This window comes from Corynebacterium auris, from assembly GCF_030408575.1.
Lineage (GTDB): Bacteria > Actinomycetota > Actinomycetes > Mycobacteriales > Mycobacteriaceae > Corynebacterium > Corynebacterium auris.
Genome location: NZ_CP047047.1, coordinates 2,417,877 through 2,439,611 on the forward strand (window position 1 = coordinate 2,417,877; position 21,735 = coordinate 2,439,611).

Annotated in this window: 25 protein-coding genes and 2 pseudogenes; 12 read left to right on the forward strand and 15 right to left on the reverse strand. The window is 61.5% G+C overall.

Annotated features, from left to right (window positions below):
- Nucleotides 1–89: 89 nt before the first annotated feature.
- The 4 genes from CAURIS_RS11405 (at nucleotide 90) to CAURIS_RS11420 (ending at nucleotide 3,536) form a co-directional block, all read left to right on the forward strand.
- Nucleotides 90–701: a sigma-70 family RNA polymerase sigma factor gene (locus CAURIS_RS11405; RefSeq protein ID WP_290342185.1), complete on the forward strand. Its 612-nt coding sequence runs from the start codon at nucleotides 90–92 to the stop codon at nucleotides 699–701.
- A 231-nt stretch (nucleotides 702–932) separates the two neighbouring features.
- Nucleotides 933–1,856, forward strand: coding sequence for a thioredoxin-disulfide reductase (trxB, locus tag CAURIS_RS11410; RefSeq protein ID WP_435384049.1), 924 nt, complete (start codon nucleotides 933–935; stop codon nucleotides 1,854–1,856).
- Between the two features lie 87 nt (nucleotides 1,857–1,943).
- Nucleotides 1,944–2,267, forward strand: coding sequence for a thioredoxin (gene trxA / locus CAURIS_RS11415; RefSeq protein WP_290342187.1), 324 nt, complete (start codon nucleotides 1,944–1,946; stop codon nucleotides 2,265–2,267).
- Between the two features lie 78 nt (nucleotides 2,268–2,345).
- The gene (locus tag CAURIS_RS11420; protein ID WP_290342188.1) at nucleotides 2,346–3,536 is read left to right on the forward strand and encodes an N-acetylmuramoyl-L-alanine amidase; all 1,191 of its coding nucleotides are present in this window, start codon (nucleotides 2,346–2,348) and stop codon (nucleotides 3,534–3,536) included.
- Between the two features lie 7 nt (nucleotides 3,537–3,543).
- Here the strand turns inward: CAURIS_RS11420 and CAURIS_RS11425 are convergent, their stop codons facing one another.
- Nucleotides 3,544–3,819 carry a hypothetical protein gene (locus CAURIS_RS11425; protein ID WP_290342189.1) on the reverse strand — a complete coding sequence of 92 codons (276 nt, stop codon included), beginning with the start codon at nucleotides 3,817–3,819 and terminating at the stop codon, nucleotides 3,544–3,546.
- 89 nt (nucleotides 3,820–3,908) lie between these two features.
- Between CAURIS_RS11425 and CAURIS_RS11430 the strand changes: the two genes are divergently transcribed.
- Complete coding sequence (locus CAURIS_RS11430; protein ID WP_290342191.1) at nucleotides 3,909–4,073, forward strand: hypothetical protein; 165 nt, start codon at nucleotides 3,909–3,911, stop codon at nucleotides 4,071–4,073.
- Between the two features lie 106 nt (nucleotides 4,074–4,179).
- Here CAURIS_RS11430 and CAURIS_RS11435 read toward each other — a convergent pair whose 3' ends face one another.
- The 8 genes and pseudogenes from CAURIS_RS11435 to CAURIS_RS11465 all read right to left on the reverse strand — a co-directional run.
- Nucleotides 4,180–5,220, reverse strand: a complete 1,041-nt coding sequence (locus CAURIS_RS11435; RefSeq protein WP_290342192.1) for a ParB/RepB/Spo0J family partition protein — start codon at nucleotides 5,218–5,220, stop codon at nucleotides 4,180–4,182.
- Between the two features lie 2 nt (nucleotides 5,221–5,222).
- Nucleotides 5,223–6,188, reverse strand: a complete 966-nt coding sequence (locus CAURIS_RS11440) for a ParA family protein (protein ID WP_019193572.1) — start codon at nucleotides 6,186–6,188, stop codon at nucleotides 5,223–5,225.
- A gap of 60 nt (nucleotides 6,189–6,248) precedes the next feature.
- Complete coding sequence (rsmG, locus tag CAURIS_RS11445) at nucleotides 6,249–6,905, reverse strand: 16S rRNA (guanine(527)-N(7))-methyltransferase RsmG (protein ID WP_019193573.1); 657 nt, start codon at nucleotides 6,903–6,905, stop codon at nucleotides 6,249–6,251.
- A gap of 238 nt (nucleotides 6,906–7,143) precedes the next feature.
- Nucleotides 7,144–7,926 (reverse strand): hypothetical protein, encoded by a 783-nt coding sequence (locus CAURIS_RS11450; protein ID WP_290342194.1) that lies wholly within the window; start codon nucleotides 7,924–7,926, stop codon nucleotides 7,144–7,146.
- 79 nt (nucleotides 7,927–8,005) lie between these two features.
- Complete coding sequence (locus CAURIS_RS11675) at nucleotides 8,006–8,545, reverse strand: flavoprotein (RefSeq protein WP_353959240.1); 540 nt, start codon at nucleotides 8,543–8,545, stop codon at nucleotides 8,006–8,008.
- 40 nt (nucleotides 8,546–8,585) lie between these two features.
- Nucleotides 8,586–9,398 carry a T3SS effector HopA1 family protein gene (locus tag CAURIS_RS11455; protein WP_155860791.1) on the reverse strand — a complete coding sequence of 271 codons (813 nt, stop codon included), beginning with the start codon at nucleotides 9,396–9,398 and terminating at the stop codon, nucleotides 8,586–8,588.
- Between the two features lie 24 nt (nucleotides 9,399–9,422).
- The gene (locus CAURIS_RS11460; protein WP_155860792.1) at nucleotides 9,423–10,511 is read right to left on the reverse strand and encodes a phosphotransferase family protein; all 1,089 of its coding nucleotides are present in this window, start codon (nucleotides 10,509–10,511) and stop codon (nucleotides 9,423–9,425) included.
- A 346-nt stretch (nucleotides 10,512–10,857) separates the two neighbouring features.
- Nucleotides 10,858–11,193, reverse strand: a pseudogene (locus tag CAURIS_RS11465) (transposase); the annotation flags it as partial.
- A gap of 220 nt (nucleotides 11,194–11,413) precedes the next feature.
- On the opposite strand from CAURIS_RS11465, the pseudogene CAURIS_RS11470 reads away from it, so the two are divergent.
- Both CAURIS_RS11470 and CAURIS_RS11475 read left to right on the forward strand, forming a co-directional pair.
- Nucleotides 11,414–11,494 (forward strand): annotated as a pseudogene (locus tag CAURIS_RS11470) (hypothetical protein); the annotation flags it as partial.
- Between the two features lie 103 nt (nucleotides 11,495–11,597).
- Nucleotides 11,598–12,458 (forward strand): IS256 family transposase, encoded by an 861-nt coding sequence (locus CAURIS_RS11475; protein WP_231908945.1) that lies wholly within the window; start codon nucleotides 11,598–11,600, stop codon nucleotides 12,456–12,458.
- Between the two features lie 79 nt (nucleotides 12,459–12,537).
- Here CAURIS_RS11475 and CAURIS_RS11480 read toward each other — a convergent pair whose 3' ends face one another.
- Nucleotides 12,538–13,113, reverse strand: coding sequence for an ATP-binding protein (locus CAURIS_RS11480; RefSeq protein WP_231286574.1), 576 nt, complete (start codon nucleotides 13,111–13,113; stop codon nucleotides 12,538–12,540).
- Here CAURIS_RS11480 and CAURIS_RS11485 point away from each other — a divergent pair.
- Complete coding sequence (locus tag CAURIS_RS11485) at nucleotides 13,112–13,423, forward strand: transposase (protein WP_081582861.1); 312 nt, start codon at nucleotides 13,112–13,114, stop codon at nucleotides 13,421–13,423. The genes CAURIS_RS11480 and CAURIS_RS11485 overlap by 2 nt on opposite strands.
- 86 nt (nucleotides 13,424–13,509) lie before the next feature.
- Here CAURIS_RS11485 and CAURIS_RS11490 read toward each other — a convergent pair whose 3' ends face one another.
- Nucleotides 13,510–14,859 carry an IS256 family transposase gene (locus CAURIS_RS11490; protein WP_290342195.1) on the reverse strand — a complete coding sequence of 450 codons (1,350 nt, stop codon included), beginning with the start codon at nucleotides 14,857–14,859 and terminating at the stop codon, nucleotides 13,510–13,512.
- Between the two features lie 147 nt (nucleotides 14,860–15,006).
- Here CAURIS_RS11490 and CAURIS_RS11495 point away from each other — a divergent pair, with 147 nt between their 5' ends.
- The 4 genes from CAURIS_RS11495 to CAURIS_RS11510 all read left to right on the forward strand — a co-directional run bounded on the left by CAURIS_RS11495 (nucleotide 15,007) and on the right by CAURIS_RS11510 (nucleotide 18,429).
- Nucleotides 15,007–15,567, forward strand: a complete 561-nt coding sequence (locus CAURIS_RS11495) for an IS3 family transposase (protein ID WP_290343395.1) — start codon at nucleotides 15,007–15,009, stop codon at nucleotides 15,565–15,567.
- A gap of 98 nt (nucleotides 15,568–15,665) precedes the next feature.
- Nucleotides 15,666–17,300 (forward strand): IS21 family transposase, encoded by a 1,635-nt coding sequence (gene istA, locus CAURIS_RS11500; protein ID WP_290342196.1) that lies wholly within the window; start codon nucleotides 15,666–15,668, stop codon nucleotides 17,298–17,300.
- A gap of 5 nt (nucleotides 17,301–17,305) precedes the next feature.
- Entirely contained in the window at nucleotides 17,306–18,073 is a 768-nt protein-coding gene (locus CAURIS_RS11505; protein WP_290342197.1) for an ATP-binding protein, read from the forward strand.
- Between the two features lie 158 nt (nucleotides 18,074–18,231).
- Entirely contained in the window at nucleotides 18,232–18,429 is a 198-nt protein-coding gene (locus tag CAURIS_RS11510; RefSeq protein WP_019193577.1) for an integrase core domain-containing protein, read from the forward strand.
- A gap of 558 nt (nucleotides 18,430–18,987) precedes the next feature.
- Here the strand turns inward: CAURIS_RS11510 and yidC are convergent.
- Genes yidC through rpmH form a run of 4 tightly spaced genes read right to left on the reverse strand, consistent with a single transcriptional unit; the run spans nucleotide 18,988 to nucleotide 20,829 of the window.
- Nucleotides 18,988–19,965: a membrane protein insertase YidC gene (gene yidC / locus CAURIS_RS11515; RefSeq protein ID WP_019193578.1), complete on the reverse strand. Its 978-nt coding sequence runs from the start codon at nucleotides 19,963–19,965 to the stop codon at nucleotides 18,988–18,990.
- A gap of 15 nt (nucleotides 19,966–19,980) precedes the next feature.
- A complete protein-coding gene (gene yidD / locus CAURIS_RS11520; RefSeq protein ID WP_019193579.1) occupies nucleotides 19,981–20,277 on the reverse strand; it encodes a membrane protein insertion efficiency factor YidD in 297 nt (98 codons plus the stop codon).
- Nucleotides 20,277–20,642, reverse strand: coding sequence for a ribonuclease P protein component (rnpA, locus tag CAURIS_RS11525; protein WP_019193580.1), 366 nt, complete (start codon nucleotides 20,640–20,642; stop codon nucleotides 20,277–20,279). The genes yidD and rnpA overlap by 1 nt, the downstream gene beginning before the upstream one ends.
- Before the next feature lie 49 nt (nucleotides 20,643–20,691).
- Nucleotides 20,692–20,829 carry a 50S ribosomal protein L34 gene (rpmH, locus tag CAURIS_RS11530; RefSeq protein WP_019193581.1) on the reverse strand — a complete coding sequence of 46 codons (138 nt, stop codon included), beginning with the start codon at nucleotides 20,827–20,829 and terminating at the stop codon, nucleotides 20,692–20,694.
- Nucleotides 20,830–21,735: the final 906 nt, after the last annotated feature.

Consider the following 21,735-nt stretch of genomic DNA (forward strand, 5'->3'; position numbering starts at 1 on the left):
CTGAAGTGTGCACGTGCGGCCTGCACGGGGGCGCGCCGCGCGTGCATGCTGATGGGGTCACACAGTTTTTGTTCTTCCGGGGGGATCACATGTCGGCAAAGATCGCGGGGCCCGTTCCCGCACACCAGTCTGACCAGCAGCTGGTGGAGGCGTACATGGGCGGCGATCCGCGCGCCTTCGCCGCCATCGTCCAGCGGCACAAGGCGCGCTTGACATACATCGCGCGGCGTTACTCGCGCAACGACAACGACGTCGAGGATATCCTCCAGGAGGCGTTGTTCAAGGCGTCGCGAAGCATGCATACCTACCGGGCCGAGTCCACGCTGTCGACGTGGCTGCACCGCCTGGTGATGAACACCGGCTTCGACCACGTCCGCGCCACGGGCAAGCGCAGCCGCGACATCAGCCTGGACGACGAGGGGGAGTTCAACGCCGAGGCAAACCCCGCCCTCGCGCACGACCCAATGAGGCACCTCGACCGCACCATCCTGGTGCGCCAGGCGCTTGCCGCCCTTCCCGCGACGCAGCGCGAGGCCCTCCTGCTTATCGACGTCATGGGCTTGAGCATCGACACCGCCGCCGCCAGGATGGGGGTGCAGCCGGGGACGGTGAAGTCGCGCCGCGCCCGGGCGCGCGCGGCGCTGGCGCAGGCCGCTGAGCTCGCGGGGGAAGAACTCGCCCTGCCGCGGGACCCGAAGTAGGCCCCGGAATCAGCGCCCTCGCGCAAAACCGGGGCGGGCGTTTTTCTAGAGTAGACTGGCCGGGCGGCGCCACACCCGCCGCCAGCCGATTTGTTCTACCGCCGACCTGGGAGATGTACTACCGCAATGACCAACCCCGGTTTCAATTTTGTGACTCTGAAACAGGACCAGGACCAGGACCAGGACCAGGACACAGCGCGCCAGGCTGACGCGCCGCGTGCGGCTGAGCAGGTGCGCGACCTCATCATCGTCGGCTCCGGCCCCTCCGGTTACACCGCGGCGCTCTACGCCGCTCGCGCGGAGCTCAACCCGCTGGTTTTCGAGGGCTACGAGTTCGGCGGCGAGCTGATGAACACCACGGAGGTGGAAAACTACCCCGGCTTCGAAAACGGCATCATGGGCCCGGACCTGATGGCGCAGATGCGCGCCCAGGCGGAGAGGTTCGGCGCCGAGCTGCGCCCCGAGCTGGTCGACGGCGTCGACTTCAGCGGCGAGCTGAAGAAGGTCACCGTGGCGGGCACGGAGTACTCCGCGCGGGCCGTCATCCTCGCTACCGGCGCCGCCCCCCGCCACCTCGGCATCCCCGGGGAAACCGAGCTGACCGGCCGCGGCGTGTCCACGTGCGCAACCTGCGACGGATTCTTCTTCAAGGACCATCACATCGCCGTGGTCGGCGGCGGGGACTCCGCGATGGAGGAGGCGATCTTCTTGACCAAGTTCGGCTCCAAGGTCACCCTCATCCACCGCTCGGAGAAGTTCCGCGCCTCGAAGGTGATGCTCGAGCGCGCCCGCGCGAACGAGAAGATCGAGTTCCTCACCCACACCATCGTCGAGGAGGTGCTGGAGGAAGGCGGCAAGGTCACCGGCCTGAAGGTGCGCAACGTGCGCGAGAACACGGAGTCCGTGCTCGACGCCACCGCCATGTTCGTCGCGATCGGCCATGACCCGCGCTCGGGCTTCCTCGGCGGGCAGGTGGCCACCGACCCGCAGGGTTACGTCGTGGTCGAGGAGCCGTCCACCCGCACCACCATCCCGGGCGTTTTCGCCTGTGGCGACCTCGTGGACACCACCTACCGCCAGGCGATCACGGCCGCCGGTTCGGGGTGCCGCGCCGCGATCGACGCCTCCCACTACCTCGAAGCGCTCGGCGCGTAGGGCGCCGCTATTCTAGGGCAACATTCCAAGGGCAACATTCCGCGCGCAGAGTCCCGGGAGCAGAGTCCCGAGAGCAGAGGAGAAATCATGAGCACCCCCGTCAACGTCACCCAGGCCACGTTCAAAGCCGAGGTCGTCGAGTCCGACACCCCGGTCATCGTCGACTTCTGGGCGCAGTGGTGCGGCCCCTGCAAGAAGCTGTCCCCGATCCTCGACGAGGTCGCCGAGGAGCTCGACGGCGCGGTCAAGGTTGCCAAGGTCGACGTCGACGCCGAGCGCGGGCTGAGCGCAATGTTCCAGGTCATGTCCATCCCGACCGTGCTCATCTTCCACAAGGGGAAGATGGTGGACCAGTTCGCCGGCGTGCAGCCGAAGGAGCAGATCCTCGCGCGGGTGGAGAACCTGCTCTGACGCTTCCGCCCGGGTAGGATAAAGAATTGTTCATTGGAGTCGGAAACCGGCTCCGCCCCCAGCCCAGAAAGGTGCCCAGTGACAGAGATCCTCCGCGTCGGTGACAAGAGCGCTCGCGTTGCCGAGGTCCGCTCGACCCTCGCGCGGCTGGGCATGATGGACCACTTCGAAGGCCAGGTCGGCGACTGGAACGAGCGCCAGTTCTCGCCGCAGGACGCGCTTTTCGACGACACACTCGCCGAAGCCCTCAAAGCTTTCCAGCAGTCCCGCGGAATCGTCCCGACCGGGCAGATCGACACCGTCACGCTGCGCGAACTCCGCGAGGCGTCCTACACGCTCGGGGCGCGCGTGCTGTCCTACCAGCCGAACCAGGTGCTCGTGGGCGACGATGTCCGCCAACTGCAGGACCAGCTGCAGGAGCTCGGCTTCTACGCCCACCGCGTCGACGGCCACTTCGGCCCGAGCACCCACGAGGCCGTGGCCACCTATCAGCTGAACTACGGGCTCAGCGGCGATGGCGTCTGCGGGCCCGACACGCTGCACGCCCTGAGCCTGCTGGGGCGCCGCATCACGGGCGGGTCGGCCCAGGCTATCCGCGAGCGCGAAAACGTGCGCGAGGCCGGCCCGCGCCTGGCTGGCAAGCGCGTCGTCATCGACCCGGGCCTGGGCAAAAGCTCCCCGGGCGCCACGGTGGCGGGGCCCTACGGCGACATCACGGAGGAGGAGATCCTCTGGGACCTCGCGCAGCGCGTCGAAGGCCGCATGATCGCGGCGGGGGTCGAGGCCATCTTGTCCCGGCCCCGGGGCGATAACCCGAGCGCGAAGGCTCGAGCCGACTTGGCCAACGGCGTCAACGCGGACGTCGTCATCTCTCTGTCGCTGGACCGGTACCCGAACAGCAAGGCCAACGGCGTAGCCACCTTCTACTTCGGCTCCGAGGCGGGCGCATCCTCCATGACGGGGGAGACGCTCTCCGGGTTCATCCAGCGCGAGATCGTCGCCCGCACCGACCTGCAGAACTGCTACAACCACGGGCGCACGTGGGAGATCCTGCGGATGACCAAGATGCCCACCGTCGAGGTGGTGCTGGGCTACCTGACCAACCCGGGCGACGTGGCCATCCTGACCAACCCGCGCCAGCGCGACGCCATCGCCGAGGCCATTGTCGTGGCCATCAAGCGCCTCTACCTGCTCGAGGAAGACGACATGCCGACCGGCACGTACACGTTCAAGGAGCTTCTGCAGGAGGAGAAGCAAGCCAGCAGCTAGCCGGGCTTTACGCGCGGGCCAGCAGGCCCTCTGCTTCGGCTGCGGCGAGGCTGCTCAGTTCGCGCTCGGGCGGAAGGTCGAGCCGCATCAGCGGAATGGCCCCGTGCTCGCGGAGCACGCGGAACCCGGCCGCGGCGAGCGTTTCGGCGTCGATGAGCCCGATGCGCGCCGCGTCGCGGCGCAGCGCGTCGGCCGATGCCCCCGCCGACCCCTCGCCCCGCACGCCGAAGGCTTCCAGCGTCTCTGCCCCCGCGCACGCGGCCGCGGCGGTCGCCGCCTCCACGAGGAGCAGTTCCCAGCCTTGGTGCCGGGCAGGCGGGTCGATGTGCAGGCTCGTGAGCAGCCACGCCGCGCGTCGCGGGCGCCGTGGGCATGCGCACCGCCCCCGGCGCCTCGGATGCGGGGCAGAAAAGGATGGTGGCGCAGGCCCCCGTGGTGGTCGAGCGCTCGGCGACGCTGACGCCGACGGTGCCCTGCGCCTCGGCGCGGGCGGCGAGCCACACGGCCTTGTCTACCTCCGAGGTCGGGGAGCAATAGGCCTCGCCGAGAGGGTCGACCTCCCAGAACGTCGAGCGCGCGGCGAAGCGGTGAATCCTAGCCAGGCTGTCCGGCCCGAGCGGCACGAGCTCCACCGCGGGCCGACCTAGTCCGTTCCCCGCATCAGGGACATGATGCGCTCGAAGTCGTCCTTGTCGCCGAACTCGACGACGATCTTCCCCTTGCGCTTGCCCATGGTCACCTGCACGCGGGTGTCCCAGACGTCCGAGAGCCGCTCGGCGGCGCGGATCAGGTACTCGGGCTGCGGGGCCGGTTCGCGTTTCGGGCGGGCGGGGGCGGGGCCGTTCTTGTTCAGCAGTGTCACGGCCTCCTCCGTCGCGCGCACGCTCAGGCCCTCCGCGACGACGCGGTCGGCGAGCTGCGCCTGGGCGTCCGCGGTCGCCGTGTCGTCGCCAAGCTTCACGCCGAGCAGCGCCCGGGCGTGGCCGGCCGACAGCACCCCGGCGGCGACGCGGCGCTGGACGCTCACCGGCAGGTTGAGCAGGCGGATCGCATTGGTAATCACCGGGCGGGAACGCCCCAGCCTGTCGGCCAGCTGCTCCTGGGTCACGCCGAACTCCTCGAGCAGCTGCTGGTAGGCCGCCGCCTCCTCGAGCGGGTTGAGCTGGACGCGGTGGATGTTCTCCAGCAGCGCGTCACGCAACATCTCCGAGTCGCTGGTCTCGCGCACGATCGCCGGAATCAGCTTCAGGCCCGCCTTCGAGGCGGCGCGCCAACGGCGCTCGCCCATGATGAGCTCGTAGCCCCCGCGCGTCTCGCGCACGACGATGGGCTGCAGCAGCCCGAACTCGCGGATCGAGTGGACCAGCTCGGCGAGCTCCTCCTCGTCGAAGGACTGGCGCGGCTGCTTCGGGTTCGGCTGGATCTCGCCGAGCGCGATCTCCTGGTACCGCGCCCCGACGGGCGCCGGCTGCTTCGCGGAATCGGGCGACGCGTGGACGGTCGGGGCGCCCGGGACCGGGCCGGCCGGGGACGTCCCACGGGAGGGCTGGGAGCGGCCGAGGATGACGTCAGCGGCGCCGTCGCCAAGCCTGCCGGTCTTGCCGGTCGTGTCGGTTGACTCCGGGCTCGACGGGATGAGCGCCGCGAGCCCGCGGCCGAGCCCGCCCTTGCGTTCCTGTGCCATAGTTACTCTCTGCCTTCCTGGTGTTCCTGCCCGTCGAGCTGGCGCGCGACCTCCGGGCTCACCCCGATGGGTCCGGTCGTCTCGTGGGGTTGATAGTCGCCGCGGTGGGCGATCTCGCGCGCGGCGTCCACGTAGGCCAGCGCCCCGCGCGAGCCGGGGTCGTAGTCCACGACGGACTGGCCGTACCCCGGCGCCTCCGACACCTTCACCGAGCGCGGGATGACGTTGCGCAGCACCACCTCGCCGAACTGGCTGCGCACCTCCGCGGCGACGTCCTCCGCGAGCTTCGTGCGCGCGTCGAACATGGTCAACAGGATCGCCGAGATGTGCAGGTTGTGGTTGAGGTGTTCGCGGATCATGCCGATGTTGCCCAGCAGCTGGCCCACGCCCTCGAGAGCGTAGTACTCGCACTGGATGGGGATGAGCACCTCGTCCACCGCGGTCATCGCGTTGATGGTGAGCAGGCCGAGAGACGGCGGGCAGTCGATGAACACGTAGTCGAATCCCTGCTCCGCGATGAAGCCGCGGCGCAGCGCGTCGTGCAGGCGGTACTCGCGGCGCACGAGGCTGACCAGCTCAATCTCCGCGCCCGCCAGATCGATGGTGGCCGGGATGCAGAAGAGGTTGTCGTTGCCCGGGCTGGGCTGCATCGCGTCGGCGGCCTCTGCCTCGCCGATGAGCAGCTCGTAGCTCGAGGTCGTGCCCGCCCGGTGCTCGGCACCGAGCGCCGTCGACGCGTTACCCTGCGGGTCGAGGTCGATGACGAGGACCTTCATTCCCTGCCGGGACAACGCGGAGGCGAGGTTCACCGCGGTCGTCGTCTTGCCCACCCCGCCCTTCTGGTTGGCGATGGTGAACACGCGCGTCGTCTCGGGACGCGGCAGCTTCTCCATGCCCATGCTCAAGCGCGCGGCGCGCTGCGCCGCCGCTGCGATTGGGGTGTCGTCCCATTGGCTCTTGTCGTCCACCGCGCCCTCTTTCTCCTCGTCGCCTCTCACCTTATCGCGATCGCGTGATGTCCCCACGGGTCAGCGCCGCCGCGGGATGCGGATCAGCGTCGTCGGCTGCTCCAGGACGCCCTCGCCGGCGGTCAGGATCTCCGCGTCGCCACCGCCAGCCCGGACGATGTCCCGGGCGTCGCGTTCGAGCTCCTCGCCGACGCTCGCGCCCTTCATCGCCAGCATCACCCCGCCGACAGTGACGAGGGGGAGACACCAGCCGGCCAGCTTGCCCAGGGGGGCGACGGCGCGGGACGTGACGACGTCGAAAAGCGAGCCCGTGTACTCCTCCGCCCGCCCGCGCACCACGGTGACGTTGTCCAGGCCCAGCTGCTGCGTGACGTCCGAGAGGTAAGTGGAGCGCTTCAGCAGCGGCTCGATGAGGGTGACGGGCAGGTCGGGGCGAGCGATCGCCAGCGGGATGCCCGGCAGGCCCGCGCCCGAGCCGACGTCCGCTACCCTCACACCCTCCGGCAGCGCATCCGAGACGACCGCGCAGTTGAGCAGGTGGCGCGACCAGAGCCGCTCGACCTCCTTCGGGCCGATGAAGCCGCGCTCCGAGGCGACCTCCGTGAGCGAGCGGTGGTAGGCCTGCGCCAGGGCGAAGCGCTCGCCGAAGAAGGCCTCGGCGGCCGCGGGCGCGGGTTCGGGGGCAGGCAGGGCGCGTGACACGGCTGTGTTCTCCATTCTCCTTCGGCGGGTGGCGTATGCTTTCCCGACTCTAGTAGCCAGCACCGACGTGCAGCCGATTGCCCGCCAGTCCGCGGCCTCAGATGGGGGAGGAGTCATCACCTGCGGACCCAAAGCCACGAAACCGCAAAACCGAAGCCGACAGCTCAGCAGTAAGAAAAGCCACAGTTGACTTGGGAAGCCTGAGGTGTCAGAGTGCAGACAGTCAAATAGCAATCCCGCCGAGTAACCGCATTTAACTGGCCGATCGTACAGCAGCTAACAGACCCCTATCAGCCAAAATGGCACTGGCACGAACGGTACTAACCCTCCCCCTCACTTTATATGTATGAATATATTGTGCACTGTGAGCGACCGCATAAAGGAAGACCAACATTTCAAGAACTTTCTGATCCTCCACACTATTTTCGAGCCTACGATACAGCGAAATGAGGGGGCGTTCCAGGAAAAACGCACCCGACGAAACCAGTTCAAACAGGTCGGACAAAATCGCCGCGATAGGTACTACGTTAGATCCATAAACAACATCGTCGCCCGCAATAACGGCAAGCCGTTCCCGCGGGGTGAAAATTATATTTCTGAGCCGAAAACAACCGTGCACCATTTTGCTGCACCCCGACAGGTATTCCAATACGAGTGACAGAATTTCTTGCACACTAGAAACATTGAGACCAGAATCGGAAAACGTGGAAACAACAAGCGGATCTCCGAGGAGCAATCGGAGCTCCCAAAAATCGCGTGGTAAATGACCTAAACACTCGCTCCTTAGTGCCGAATATCTTATTTCTGCCTCCTCAGAAAAGGCGGAAGAAGCCTCAAGAGCAAGGTCGACATGTCGAATGAGACGCAATTCGTTACTAACGTCGGAGAAGCACGATGCCTGCCGTCTAAAATATTCCCAAAATGGTTCCGCTTCTACCGACCCGATACGAAAGGTATGGCCTTCGGCTTCACCCCAATAAATGGGACTGTCATCACGCAGCCTCCTCTCCGAGCGCGACAAAAGGGCCGGTGTCATTTCAGAATATTCACGTACCTCCGTCCAAACCGTTGGCTCGGTGGTCGACGACTGCCTCCATACTCTCCGTAGAGAGTTTTCAAAGATCACCTCCATCGGTCACCTCCAACGATTGCAGGACGAAATCCATCAATCGAGTCGGATCTCCAAAACCAGCGGACGATCGATCCGAAAGAGCAACACTCAGTGTGGGAACCGGCGGAAGTAACGAGACATTATCCCACCTTGCGAGTTTGTCAACAACATCGAGGTATGCGACGGAATCGATGCCGCCAGGTGGCAAGCAAGGGGCCAAAACGACTGGCTTACGCGTGCACTGGAGCGCAAGTCTAAACGGGCTTGAACAATCGTAGTGGACAAATCTCACCATGAAATCCAGAGAAGCAGGAGCGACAACAAATGCGTCAAAACTAGCCTCCAGATCAATGTGCTTAGAAGGAACCGAGTTCGAAGCTGGCGAGCCTACTTCCTCCCATATATCTAAATGAGAAGCCGCACCCGCGAAGTGATCAAGCACTGTTCTGGTAACCATCCTTGAGGCACTCTCAGTTACGAATGGTGAGACACTGATAGCAGGATAGTGAGACCTTAGGCTGAACAAGATACCCGGAATAGCCATTGCAGGTAAAGATCCAGTTATGAGCCAAGATACTTTCAACTCAATTCACCCCCGGGAAAAGCGCTGATAAGTCGATCCCCCAACCTTCCGCAATAGACTGTATCTCGTCACCCTTTCCCCGTAAAATTGCCAATACTAGGTCTGCGCAAATCGCTGACCGTTCTATTCCGAAGCTCATACCTTCATTCCTTGGTGTGCGAACCTCTGTCGCAATACTTGCGCAGCTTGTCAAAGTCTTTGTAAACACCGATTTCGCACCCCGAAAATGCGGGTCGACGACCTCGTTCAAAACGAAGGACGCTAAATCACAGCCCTCACTAAAACCATGACTCGCATCGAAGTAAAGTACGATGTCGTCCGAACGTAACGCTGAGGGGTTCCAGCTCATCTTTGCTTGAAGCGGATAGGCAAAACTCTCGAACGATTCAAGGACTTTTATGAACAGGTTGGTTCTAGCGACCGCACCCGGAGCGGTAATATACACGCGACCAACTCCCGTTATCTGGTCGCTCCACCCTTGCCTTCCAAAGACGTGAGCAAAACCCGGAGAGCGATCAAATGAAAGCCTTGGAAAGGGCTTCTCATATCCGGCGCCCGACTGCGCTTTTTGAAACATCGAATGACTACGCAGGAAACGCACGATGTCTACTTTGGTGGTATCCGCTACGACTTCGCGCGTTCGCGCGTGAAATTTATTATAAATTAATTCGCTCAGGAGTGAGTGAGCATCTGGTGCTTGAATGTCAACTGACACCGTTCCTAAGTCGCCGTAAACTGGAGGTAGTTCGATCGTCCTCGGGTCTAAGAGCTTGAAATGCTCTAAGATTTCCCCGATCTCGCGCTGAAAACCCATCCGGCAAGAACCTCCTTATTGATTTCAAAAAAGCTCAGGGATATCCCCTAGGGCTATCTGCATACCTATGGATGCTAGTGCCAACTCGCGCGGTCGAAGATCAGACCCTTTGACGCCCACGGTAAAAAGCCGATACAAACCGGACAACCCAATGCGGATCTCAATCGCGCGCCGCTCGCCATCCGAAAACGGCTTACGCCGCGCATTTAAGTAGCCTGTCAAAACACGAGAGACCTGTGTCGAGGCGTTAGCAACTGCGGAATCGTACGATTCTTGAATGAGCGCAGGATCGCTTTCCCCAGCCATATCGTCGTCGGTTTGGCTTCTGACTTGGCTATAGAAAACGTCCGAACAAAGAAAACACAAATCGGCTAGATGGGAAGAAACGCCACACTCCTCCCAGTCACACAATAGGATCTTATCCTCACCTAACGGTTCGATGAATTGAGCAAGCTTTAGGTCGCCGTGAGAGAACACCGGTGGATCCGGAAAAGAATTGAGTTCTTCGATTAATGCCTTGATCTTTGGAGACTCACTCTGGACGATTGAGATAGCTTGGTGAGCGCCCCTGGAACTTTGGGACCATTCCGCCGAGGCCCGAGACTCTGAAAGATGCAGCAGCGACAGTATGGAGTCACTAGCTCGCCGGGTTTCAAAGTTCCTCGGCACCGCCGTCGAACCTAGCCGATAAGTGAACTCACCTAGATCCATTAGGAGACCCGGGTCTAGGAGCTTCCTATCTGCGTAAAGATTTCGCGTGTGCTCCTTGAACGTCGATACGGCGTAGAAGTCGCCTGAAAACTGGGTAGATTGCAACACCTGAGTTGGCGTCAGAGGGGCTATCCGACTAGTACTAGGAATTTCCGCCATGCTTGCCAGAAGCTCTCCTTCGGCGCGCCGTGAACTGTCATCAAGGAAATCTTTACGTAAAATAGTCTTGATAAACTTTTTGCCGCTTTCCTTCAGTTCGACGACAAAATATTCCCCACGGCCGGTGAAATCACCAACCTCGAAATTAGAAAACTCCCCCAGAGTAACTTTTAGATCTCGCCGTGTCGCCGTTGTCCAGTTTCGAGCTTCAGATCTATTGTCTTCTAGGGGAGACACCGCCATCGTCAGCAGCCCAAGGAAGCCGTAATCGTTACGGTGTACGAAGCTGCTTCGGTGCAGATCCAGGAAGATACAGTCGTCGGGGTGGTGCGTCCATCATCCGCTTGGCGAGCGTCTTCCGCGATTGATTTGGTCGATGTGTATCGGTTGATATCAGCCATGGCTTGCCTTTCCCAGTGGGTATTGAGGTTGTCTTGATTGATGCTACAGGATGCTCGGCACCTTGTAAATCCTTCTGGGAATTTTTTTCCAAATTGTCGGCGGGCGATAATCCAAAGAGTTCGCCCCGGTGCCGGCGCCTGGGCGACCCCTACGAGAGTGTCCGTTTGTTTGTGTGCGGAGGCTTGGTTTACAAATAGTTGGCGAACCGGTCTGGGTAGGCCACGGATAGTTGGTTGATGGCTTGTTTCCACCCTGAGGTTTTCGCCCCTTCAATATAGCCGTTGCAGTCGATTGCCCGCTTCGCTTTTTTCGCGCGTTGGGAGGCGCGTTTGTCCTCGATGTTGCAGACCATCAACCACAGCGTCTTCAACGCCGCAGCATCCGTGGGGAATTGGCCGCGGTTGCGGGTCGCTTTCCGCAGCTCAGCGTTAAGCGACTCGATGGCATTGGTGGTATAGAGCACCCGGCGAGCAGCAGGCGGGAACTGCAGAAACGGTATAAACCTCTCCCACGCATCACGCCAGAGCGGTTGCGTCCGTTAGCGTGGTGTATCTGTGACTGTCGGTGAGGGGCCTCATGAATGTGTGAGGCGGCCACCGCAGTACCTTTCGAATCAACTCCAACATCTCCTCGAAAGGAACCAACGCGAGTGGGCGCTGGGCCCAATCATGTCGACCCGACCGCCTACCTTGATGAGCTGCTCGCCCACACATCCCCGGATCTGATGCGTCAGATGCTGCAGGATGTCATCAACCAGATCCTTATCCACCCAGGCAGACAGCATCTGCGGGGCTGACTACGCCACAGTCAGCGACACCCGCACCAACCATCGAAACGGCTACCGCCACCGCGACCTGGACCTTCGTGTGGGCACCACCTGCGTGAAAAGTCCCGAAACTTCGCCACGGATCATTCTTCCCCGACTGGTTGCCCCCGCGCCGCTTAAGAGCAGAACGCGCCCTGGCCACCGTCGTAGCCACCTGCTACCTCAAGGGGGTCTCCACCCACCAAATGAACGACCTGGTCGCCACCCTCGGGATCACCAACCTATCGACATCGCAGGTGTCTGACATGGCCAAAGAACTCGACGTGATGGTCGAAGACTTCCGCACCCGCCCGTTGGGCACCGGCCCCTACCTCTATGTTTCCTGCGACGCGCTGACGATGAAGGTGCGTGAAGGTGGGCGCGTCGTGAAAACCAGCGTGCTGCTGGCCACCGGGGTTAACGCCGACGGGTACCGGGAGTTGTGTGGTATGCAGGTCGCCACCGCCGAATCGGTCGCGTCGTGGACCGGGTTCTTCCGCGACCTGAAAGCCCGGGGCCTGGATCAGGTGTACCTGGTCACCAGCGACGCCCACCTAGGCATCCACACCGCTGTGGGGGACTGCCTGCCCAACGCGTCCTGGCAGCGGTGCCGCACCCATTTCGCGAAGAACCTCATCATCGATGGTGCCGAAAACATAAGTGGCCCACCCTATCGGCGATGTTTCACACGATCTTCCAACAACCCGACGCCCACACCGTGTGGGACCAAGCCCGAGACGTTGTCGAGTTTTGCCAGCAGACATTCCCCCATGTGGCGCATTCACCTGGAGGAATCCTTAGACGACCTGTTGGCGTTTACGAACGCCCCGAAAGCGGTGTGGACGAAGGTGTGGTCACACAACCCCACCGAAAGGCTCAACCGGGAGATCAGACGTCGCACCGACGTCGTGGGGATCTTCCCCAACCGCGACGCCGTCGTGCGTCTGGTCGGGGCGGTACTCGTGTTAGGACCACGTGTTTAGTAACGGTGTGGTGAGTATCGGGTAACGCCCGGGTGAGTATCGAGTAACACCCGGGCGTTTTGGGGTTTCGGTGGGGTTATTAGGCCAGTCGCATGTTGGTGCCGTCGAGTGTGATGATTTCGGCGCCGGCGACGAGTCGGTTGAGGATGGATTCGGCGATGACGGCATCCGGGATGGATTTGTACCACTCGTCGGGTGTGAACTGGGATGTCACGATGGTGGATCCACGGGGTTCGCGCTCTGCGAGGATGTTTTGCAGTTGGTGTGCGGTAGCGGCATCGATTGGGGTGGTCAGGAAGTCGTCGAGGACTAACACGTCTGTGTGGTGGAGGTCTTCGAGGAATGTGATGCGGGCTGGGTCGTCGTGTTTGAGCACGGCGAGGTGGTTGGAGAGCGTGTCGGTGCGGAAGAAGCGTGCGGAGTAGTCGTTTCGGCACGCCGCGGCGAGCAGTGCTTGGGCGAGGTAGGTCTTGCCGACGGAGGATTTGCCCAGGATGACAATGTTTTGTGCGCTTTGGCACCATCGGCAGTGAGCGAGTCGGGTGATTTGCTCTTTGTTGATGGTGCGGCCGGGCGTGTAAGTGATGTCTTCGATACAAGTGGTTCGCCCCGGGTTTAATGGAGGGTAGGAATTTGGAAAAGGAGCCCTACACATGCCCTCGAAGTACACGCCTGAGTTGAGGCAGCGTGCCATCGAACTGGTGCTGCACGCGCAAGCTGACCCTGACACGTCTCGTGGTGCGATATCCCGCATCGCTGTCGAGCTCGGAATGAGCAAGGAAACTCTGCGCGGCTGGGTCCGCGCTCATAAACAATCCGGCGCGGCAACCCCGGCTGAATCGGTGGATCTTGCAGCAAAAAACCGCAGACTGCGAGCTGAACTGATTGAAGCGAAGCGCGCTAACGAGATTGTGAAAAGAGCGTCGGCTTTTTTCGCGGCGGAGTGCGAGCGCCCACACAGGTAGTCGTCCGGTTCATCGACGACAACCGGGAGGAATTCGGGGTCGAGCCGATTAGAGAGTGTCCGTTTGTTTGTGTGCGGGGGCTTGGTTTACAAGTAGTTGGCGAACCGGTCTGGGTAGGCCACGGATAGTTGGTTGATGGCTTGTTTCCACCCTGAGGTTTTCGCCCCTTCAATATAGCCGTTGCAGTCGATTGCCCGCTTCGCTTTCTTCGCCCGTTGGGCGGCGCGCTTGTCCTCGATGTTGCAGACCATCAACCACAGCGTCTTCAACGCCGCAGCATCCGTGGGGAATTGGCCACGGTTGCGGGTCGCTTTCCGCAGCTCAGCGTTAAGCGACTCGATGGCATTGGTGGTATAGAGCACCCGGCGAGCTGCAGGCGGGAACTGCAGAAACGGTATAAACCTCTCCCACGCGTCACGCCAGACCTTCACCGACTGGGGGTACTTCCGCCCCAGTTCCGAGGCTTCGAAGGCATCGAGGGCGGCGCAAGCGGCGTCCTGATTCGGTGCGGTGTAGACCTTGCGCAGTGCGCTGGATACAGATTTGCGGTCCTTATAGGACACCCACCTGTTGGCAGCCCGGATCAGGTGCACGATGCAGGTTTGTACCATCGAGTTCGGCCAGGTCGCTTCCACGGCCTCAGGCAGGCCTTTCAGCCCGTCGCAGCAGACGATGAACACGTCATTGACTCCACGGTTCGCCAGGTCCGCGCACACGGATGCCCAGAATGCGGCACCCTCGTTGTCGGCGATCCATAGTCCCAGGATGTGTTTGGTCCCGTCGATGTCGATGCCGACAGCCATGTAGCAGGCTTTATTGACCACACGGTGGCCGTCGCGGATTTTCACCCGCAGCGCGTCGAGGAAAATGACCGGGTAGAACTCGTCGAGCTGACGGTTTTGCCACACCATCACCTCATCGAGGACCGCATCGGTGATGGTACTGATGGTATCCGGGCTGATGTCCACCCCCAGGGTCGATGCCAGGTGGTGCTGGATATCGCGTACCGTCATTCCGCCGGCGTAGAGCGAGACGATCATGTCATCGAGCTCTGTCAGCCGGCGTGCCCCTTTCGGCACCATGACCGGGTGAAACGTGCCCGCCCTATCCCGAGGCACTGTGATATCCACCGGGCCGTAGCCGGTGCCCACAGTTTTGGTGTACGACCCGTTACGGTGATTGCCACCGTTTGAGGGACTTACCTGGGCTTTCGCCGCGCGATCTGAGTGCCCGTACCCCAAATGGGCGTCCATCTCCGCCTGCAGACCCGCGTTGATCGACGCCTGCAAAAGACCTTTGACCAGGTCGCTGGCATCGTCGACGGAGGTCGACAGCTCGCCGATCAGTGCGGCGATTTCCGGGTTTTCCATCAGCTTCGCGCTGATCTCATTGACCCTGCTCGGGTCATGGCCTTTCTTCGGTGACACAGTAGTCATTATCAGTGAAACTCCTTCTGGATCAGAGCCTCACACACAAAACACCTGACACCCTCGCCGATTATTCGCGCCCTTTCAGCAACCAACGCGAAAATCGCCCTGAACACCTACTACGCCCACAAATCCCGGCCTGAATCATCCCGATCTATCCGCGACCGACAACTACGCAAAGCGTTGCGTGCCATCTACGACGACAACTACTCCTGCTATGGAGCGCGCAAACTATGGGCCGAGATCAACCGCCGAGGCGATGTCGGTCACGTCGCCCGGTGCACCGTCGAGCGCCTCATGGCACTCGAAGGCATCCGTGGTATCCGGCGCAGGAAGAAAAAGCCCTCCACCCGCAGCGCTGCCCCCGATAACTGCCCAGTCGACTTGGTCGAGCGCGACTTTTGTGTCGATGCGCCGAACCGCCTGTGGGTCGCGGATATCACATACATCCCCACGCGTGTCGGGTGGGTGTACGCCTCGTTCGTCCTCGACGCGTATACCCGGGAGATTGTTGGCTGGCAGATCACCAACCACATGCGCACGTCACTGGCTAAAGACGCACTCGACATGGCCTTGTCAGCGCGCTTGCGCGCCGGTGAAGATGTCTCCGGTCTGATCCATCACTTTAGACAGGGGCGTGCAGTACAGGTCGGTTGTCTACGGAGAGACCTTTGTTGCGACCGGCTATTTGGTAGCAGCGTCGTGACTTTCCGGTAGCGCTTCAGTGAGTATCCGGTAGCAGCTCACAGCGCTCAAGGTGATACTTCCGGTAGCCGCACCACTCGGGTGCGGCTCGTACTGGAAGGAGTCCGCTTATGACGGATTACCGTGCGGTGATGACGCTGCTGATTCGGCAGCGTTCTTACCGCCAGATTGAACACCAGCTCGGATGCTCGCACCGCGCGATTTCACGAGCGAACCAAGCACTGCGAAGCCTTGGTCTGACCACTGTTGAACAGGTCGCGGCGTTGACGGATGACGAGTTGGACGAGATATTCGTAGATAGACGCAGTAGCGGGCAAGGCGAGTTCGTCCCGATTGACTTTGACGCGGTCGTCAAAGCACGCACAGGACGGGTGAAGCTAACACTGCAAGTATTGTGGGCTCGCTACACCACAACGCCGGCCCAGCTGGGCCAGCGTCACTACAGCTATGACCGGTTCCGCCAACTGGTTGCCTCCCATGTCGACGCGGCCGGGCTTACCGCCCGGATCACCCATGCACCAGGGCATACGATGCAGGTGGACTGGGCTGGGACCAAGATGCGCCTGTACGACCCGGCGGGCACACCGGGTGCGAAAGTCAGTGTTTTCGTCGCCTCGCTGCCATATTCAGGGATGCTCTTTGCATGTGCGTGTGCTGACCAGCGGCAACAGTCCTGGCTTGATGCTCACCGTCAAGCGTTTGACTACTTCGGTGGGGTCTGCCAGGTTGTTGTCCCAGATAACGCGTCGACGGCGTCGAATGCGATCAGCACTGCCGATAGGAATCGGAAGGTCAACGACACCTACCAGCAGTTCTTGGAGCACTACAACACAGCAGCACTTCCCACACGCGCGCGTCGTCCGAAGGATAAAGCAAATGTGGAAGCTGCGGTAAAGATCGTCACACACAAAGTCATCCACGCGCTTAATGGCCACCAGTGTGTTGACCTTGACGAGCTCAACGAAAAGATTGTGGGCTTCGTCGACGCAATCAACACGTCCGTGCCGTTTCGCAGCCAGCAGTCAAGCCGGAGGGATCTCTTTGAAGAGCACGAACAGCATCTGCTTGCGGATCTGCCGGCAACCCCGTGGCAACACACCGAGTGGAAACGGGCAAAAGTGGCCCCGGATTTCCATGTCACGGTTGCAACAGTGCGTTACTCCGTTCCGCACCAGCTTGTTGGCCGCACTGTCGATGTGCGCATCACCGGCCAGATGTTGACCGTCTTTGACCAAGGGGCAACCGTGGCAACCCACCGGGTTTCACATAAGCGTGGGGCCTATGTCACTGACTACGAGCACATTCCATCTGGAATGGACTCCACCCGTGGACTGTGGACAAGCGACTACTTTTATCGCGAAGCCAGCAAAGTTGGCCCGGCAACACGCAAGGTCATCGAAGAACTCATCACGGCGAAAGCCATCCCGGCCCAGGCATACCAGTCCTGCCGAAACGTGCTGTCAATGGGCAAACATGCCAACAAACCAATCCTGGAAGAAGCATGCCAACGCCTGATAGCCAACGACGGCAGCCGACGGGCAGTGTCATATACCGCAGTCAAAAACATGATGGCCGCTGTCCGCAAGGAACACGCAACCCGACCACGCGGGTTTGACCAGCCCCCGCGCAGCACCACAACCAACCAACCCGCCCGACCTGTAGCCGCTGACCGGGACACCACCGGCGCGTTCCTTGGCGGTGCAGACCAGTTCAGCATGGACAACCTCGCTAAGAAAGGAAACTAAAACCCATGTCCTCACCAACCCCGCCAACAGATCGCTTCCTTGACGAATCCGTCCTGGCCGACTTCACCGCACTGCGGATGACTGCCTTCGGCAGAAGCGTCATCGATATCGCCAACGATCCCGCCTTCGACACGTGGACGTTTTCCCAAAAGGTGCTYTACGCACTCGATAAAGAAGTCGCAGCCAGGCGTGAACGACGCATCAGCAAACTGCTTAAAGCATCCCGATCGCCAAACCATGATGCTTGCCTTGAAAACGTGGTGTGCACGCCTGACCGCAACATCAACCCCGAGCAAGTCAGCAGACTCGCTCACGGACAATGGTGCCACCTGGGCCAAAACATCGTCATCCTGGGCAAATCCTCAGTTGGTAAAACCTACCTCGCCCAAGCACTCATCACCGCCGCATGCCGCAACGACTACTCCGCACGGTTCTACCGCACCGACATGCTCGCCGCCGAACTGGCAGTCCTCCAACCCGATAACCCCACACGGCTGAAGTTCATCCAGCAACTCCACGACGTCGACGTCCTGGTCCTGGATGACTTTCTCACCACACCTGTTGACGCCGCGACCGCGCACCAACTACTCAATATCCTCGCCGGGCGGGAACGCAAAGTCTCAACCATTGTGACCTCACAGTTCACCCCACACGAGTGGTACAAGTCCATCCCCGACGCCGTGATCTCCGAGTCAATCCTCAACCGACTCRTCTCCGGCGCCGAAATCATCACACTCGAAGGACCAAACATGCGCCTGACCACCAACGCATAACAACCGGCAACGCCTGAGTGAGATACCGCTACCGGGTACCCACTCAGGCGCTACCAGATACTCACCACACCGCTACCATTTCGGTCTTCTGAACAACCTTGGCTCAGTCGCAGGTTATCGCCTCGGTTGGCTCGCGGGGAGACTCCTACGACAACGCAATGGCAGAAGCGCTGAACTCCGTATTCAAAGCTGAACTCATCGACCGAAGGACCTGGCCGGCACTGCGAGATGTTCTCGTCGCGACCTCGACATGGGTCGGCTGGTACAACAACCGCCGCTTGCACTCGGCGCTGGGATACCGCCCGCCCCGCCAGGCCCATCAGGAATACACCGCCGCGAACACCCAAGCGGCCTAATCGACAACAATAGGACCCTCTACAAAACTCGGGGCTTGACATAAATGACGCTGGGTGACGGCTCTCGGAGTGGTTATACCTTGCTCGCAAGCAATCGGCCTGGCTCGGAACTTGTCACGGCTGCCGCGGCCGGTAAAGCAAAGAGCTGCTTCGATGATCCTCAGGTTCCGCTGCTAGAAAGACGACTTCCTCTCCGAATATTTCAATGCCCCGTTTCGCTTTCCTGTGCCCGGCCAGCACCCTACGGTTTCGTACCGCAGCGTGCATCGACTCAGCTGGGGTTTACACTCCCGACTGCCTTGGGCTTCGTACACATAACGCGGTGTGTTACTTAGCTGACCTCTATCTCGCCACCGACTCAGGCAATCGCAGCACCTGAGGCGTCCGATTCAGCGAGGACACACTCTACCAATTCAACAACACGCTGACCTAGCTTGAGAGCGTACTTCGAAGGCAGCTGTAGGTGCCATTCAGAGTATTTATCCTCCATTAACCTCAGAAAAATTGTCCTATAATACGATCTAGCAGTCATACGGTTTAGAACGCAACGATACCGAGTTAAGAACCTTTTCGGCGTTGTCGCTTGCTGCGCTTGTCCACGCGGCGCGCGGCCACCTGCGGCGCGGAGGCTCGCTTTGCCTCGCGCCTGGCCTCCTCCTCGGCGGCCTCCTCCTTGCCCATCTTGTCAAAGACGATGCGGGTTTGGAAGAAGGTCCAGACGTTGTTGGCCAGCATGTACATCAGCAGGCCGATGTGCCACATGAAGCCGGAGGCGAGGATCATGACCGGGAAGATCCACAGCGTCATCTTGTTCATCATCTGCATCTGGGTTTCCATCATCTGCGCGTTATCGCCGGTCGGGGCGCTGATCTTGCCCGAGGCACGACGCTCGTTCTGGCGGGTGACGGAGAGGCGGGCGTTGAGGTGGGTGAACACGGCGGACATAATCACCAGCGGCAAGCACACCGCGATGATGTTGACGCGGGTGAAGTCCAAGCCGGTGAAGGCGGCGAAAGCGCTTTCCGGCATGGCCATGTAGGCCGACAGCGGCACACCGAAGAAATCGGCGTCAAGAAAGGAGCGGACGTCTTCCGGGGAGAAGACGTAGTTCGCCGTGTTGCGGTTTTCCTCGACGCTCATGCCCAACGACCCGAGCCCGGTGCCGGTGCGGTTAAAGGACCGAAGGACATGCAAAAGGCCGAGGAAGACGGGGAACTGGACGATCGGCACGATGCAGGAGGCGAGCGGGTTCGCGCCCATCTCTTTGTAGAGCTTCTGGGTCTCCTGCGCCATCTTCTGCTGGTCGTTTTTGTACTTGGCGCGGATCTCCTGCATGCGTGGCTGCATCTCCTGCATCCGCCGCATCGTGCGCATCTGGTTCACCATCGGCTTGACCAGCAGGACGCGGATGGTGAAGGTCAGGAAGACGATGGCCAGGATCCACGAGATGCCGGAATCGGGCGAGAAGATGAATCCGAAGATTTTGTGCCAGAACCACAGCACTGCTGAGATCGGCCAATATACGAAGTTCAGCACTTGGCGTCGTTGCTCCTAGTCGGTAACGGGTGGGGTCGCGCTGCCCGGGACAGGGACGAGGTCGAAGCCGCCCGGATGCCAGGGCCCGCACTTGCAGACGCGCCCGACGGCGAGGAGGCTTCCCTTCACCGCCCCGTGGCGCGACACTGCTTCGAGCGCGTAAGCGCTGCACACAGGCATGAAGCGACACGTCCCTGCCATCTTAAGGGGTGAGACGTATTTTTGGTAAAGGCGCACCGCCCTCACCAGCAGTCGCGCCGCCGGCCCGGGGGCGGCGGGGATTTCTTGGCCGAGGACGTTGTAATAGGCCATTACGGTTTCTTGGTGGATTGTTTCTTCAGGGCCCGCGCCAACGCCGAGCGGTAGTCGCGCGCCAGCTCCCCGCTCGTCGCGGTCGCGGCGGCAGGCAGCACCCGCACCACGACGTCGTGGGCCCGCTCAAGCATGTCGACGTCCCCGCGGCACACATGACGCAGCTTGCGCGACACCGCGTGCCGCGTCACCGCGTTGCCCACCTGCTTGGACACGATCAGCCCGAACCGAGGCCCGCCTGTGATGGCGAGGTCGGTCCGGGCTGTGACGTGGACCACGAGCGTCGCCGACCCCGCGCGCGTGCCTTTCCTCATCGCGCGGCGAAAGTCCGCGGAGGAGGTGAGCTTGTGGTGCGTGGGAAGCACGATCGGGTGGCCCGTCGTTGTCGCTGCCGCGTGGATACGAACTACGCAACTACGCGGTGAGCTTCGCGCGGCCCTTGCGGCGGCGCGCGGAGACGATGGCGCGGCCGGCGCGGGTGCGCATACGGGTGCGGAAGCCGTGCTTGCGGGCGCGGCGACGGTTGTTCGGCTGGTAAGTCCGCTTCGACATGGAGACTCCTTGTACTGTGCTGTTTGCCCAGCGCCGTCGGGGCAAGGCCCGGTGGCACTGTGCGACGGCCAGCGGCGACGCGCTCGTGCGCGTGCGACCTCCCGGGGTAGAGACCGTCCCGGTATGAAAACTTCGTGCGAGCTGCGGGCGCTCCGTGACCGTTCCCGGGGCGTTTCCCGAGGGGTCGGCGGTGCTCCACGCGTGCAACTCCTGCGCTGACTCGCCCTAGGGCGGCCCGGTGCACCGCGCGGGTGTTGCTCTCACGCACACCGGCGCAGCGTGGGGGGCGGGGTCATGTACCCGGCTGCCTCGCTGCTCGATGTGACAGACCCCATCAGGTTACGTGAGTTCCGGGCCTGCGGACAAATCGACACACCGCGAGGACACGGGGGTAACGGGGCTCCCCCCGTAATTACACAACTGTGGTTATGAGCTGGCGAATTGCCAACACGCCGACGCATGCTGCGGCTCGCCGGCGCGACGCGCACGCCGCGGAGTTATCCACAGGCACGCGGCGAGAGAACGCGTGGACACGCGCACGGTCGACGGGGTACCAATGATGAATCACCACAACTTCACACCGAAACGACCCACAGTCGTGTGGGTAACTCTCAACGAATGGTTCAGACCGGCAGCAAAGGTTACATGTTTATGCAGGTAAAGGCGCATAATTAATCGGCGAGAGTTATTCACAGGCGTGTGCGTCGGTTGTGGAGAACGGGCCAAAGTCGCGTACTCCACACCTGTGGATAAAGTTGTGGAACTACAGGTAGAAGCCACCGCCGGTGGCGCTGAACGTGTGGATGAAACGGTGAATCGCGGGCGAATGACACCCGTGCCGTTTCATCGCGCCCCGCGGAGTTATGCTCGCGCGGCGCGCAAGAAGGAAGGACGAGGACCAATAAC

What these genes read in the sequence shown, in the direction of transcription:
- CAURIS_RS11405 (WP_290342185.1), top strand. Translation starts at nt 90, where the DNA reads ATGTCGGCAAAGATCGCGGGGCCCGTTCCCGCACACCAGTCTGACCAG.
- trxA (WP_290342187.1), top strand. Translation starts at nt 1,944, where the DNA reads ATGAGCACCCCCGTCAACGTCACCCAGGCCACGTTCAAAGCCGAGGTC.
- CAURIS_RS11430 (WP_290342191.1), top strand. Translation starts at nt 3,909, where the DNA reads ATGCGCACCGCCCCCGGCGCCTCGGATGCGGGGCAGAAAAGGATGGTG.
- CAURIS_RS11435 (WP_290342192.1), bottom strand. Translation starts at nt 5,220, where the DNA reads ATGGCACAGGAACGCAAGGGCGGGCTCGGCCGCGGGCTCGCGGCGCTC.
- rsmG (WP_019193573.1), bottom strand. Translation starts at nt 6,905, where the DNA reads ATGGAGAACACAGCCGTGTCACGCGCCCTGCCTGCCCCCGAACCCGCG.
- CAURIS_RS11450 (WP_290342194.1), bottom strand. Translation starts at nt 7,926, where the DNA reads ATGACACCGGCCCTTTTGTCGCGCTCGGAGAGGAGGCTGCGTGATGAC.
- CAURIS_RS11675 (WP_353959240.1), bottom strand. Translation starts at nt 8,545, where the DNA reads ATGGCTATTCCGGGTATCTTGTTCAGCCTAAGGTCTCACTATCCTGCT.
- CAURIS_RS11455 (WP_155860791.1), bottom strand. Translation starts at nt 9,398, where the DNA reads ATGGGTTTTCAGCGCGAGATCGGGGAAATCTTAGAGCATTTCAAGCTC.
- CAURIS_RS11460 (WP_155860792.1), bottom strand. Translation starts at nt 10,511, where the DNA reads ATGGCGGTGTCTCCCCTAGAAGACAATAGATCTGAAGCTCGAAACTGG.
- CAURIS_RS11485 (WP_081582861.1), top strand. Translation starts at nt 13,112, where the DNA reads ATGCCCTCGAAGTACACGCCTGAGTTGAGGCAGCGTGCCATCGAACTG.
- CAURIS_RS11480 (WP_231286574.1), bottom strand. Translation starts at nt 13,113, where the DNA reads ATGTGTAGGGCTCCTTTTCCAAATTCCTACCCTCCATTAAACCCGGGG.
- CAURIS_RS11490 (WP_290342195.1), bottom strand. Translation starts at nt 14,859, where the DNA reads ATGACTACTGTGTCACCGAAGAAAGGCCATGACCCGAGCAGGGTCAAT.
- istA (WP_290342196.1), top strand. Translation starts at nt 15,666, where the DNA reads ATGACGGATTACCGTGCGGTGATGACGCTGCTGATTCGGCAGCGTTCT.
- CAURIS_RS11510 (WP_019193577.1), top strand. Translation starts at nt 18,232, where the DNA reads ATGGCAGAAGCGCTGAACTCCGTATTCAAAGCTGAACTCATCGACCGA.
- yidD (WP_019193579.1), bottom strand. Translation starts at nt 20,277, where the DNA reads ATGGCCTATTACAACGTCCTCGGCCAAGAAATCCCCGCCGCCCCCGGG.
- rpmH (WP_019193581.1), bottom strand. Translation starts at nt 20,829, where the DNA reads ATGTCGAAGCGGACTTACCAGCCGAACAACCGTCGCCGCGCCCGCAAG.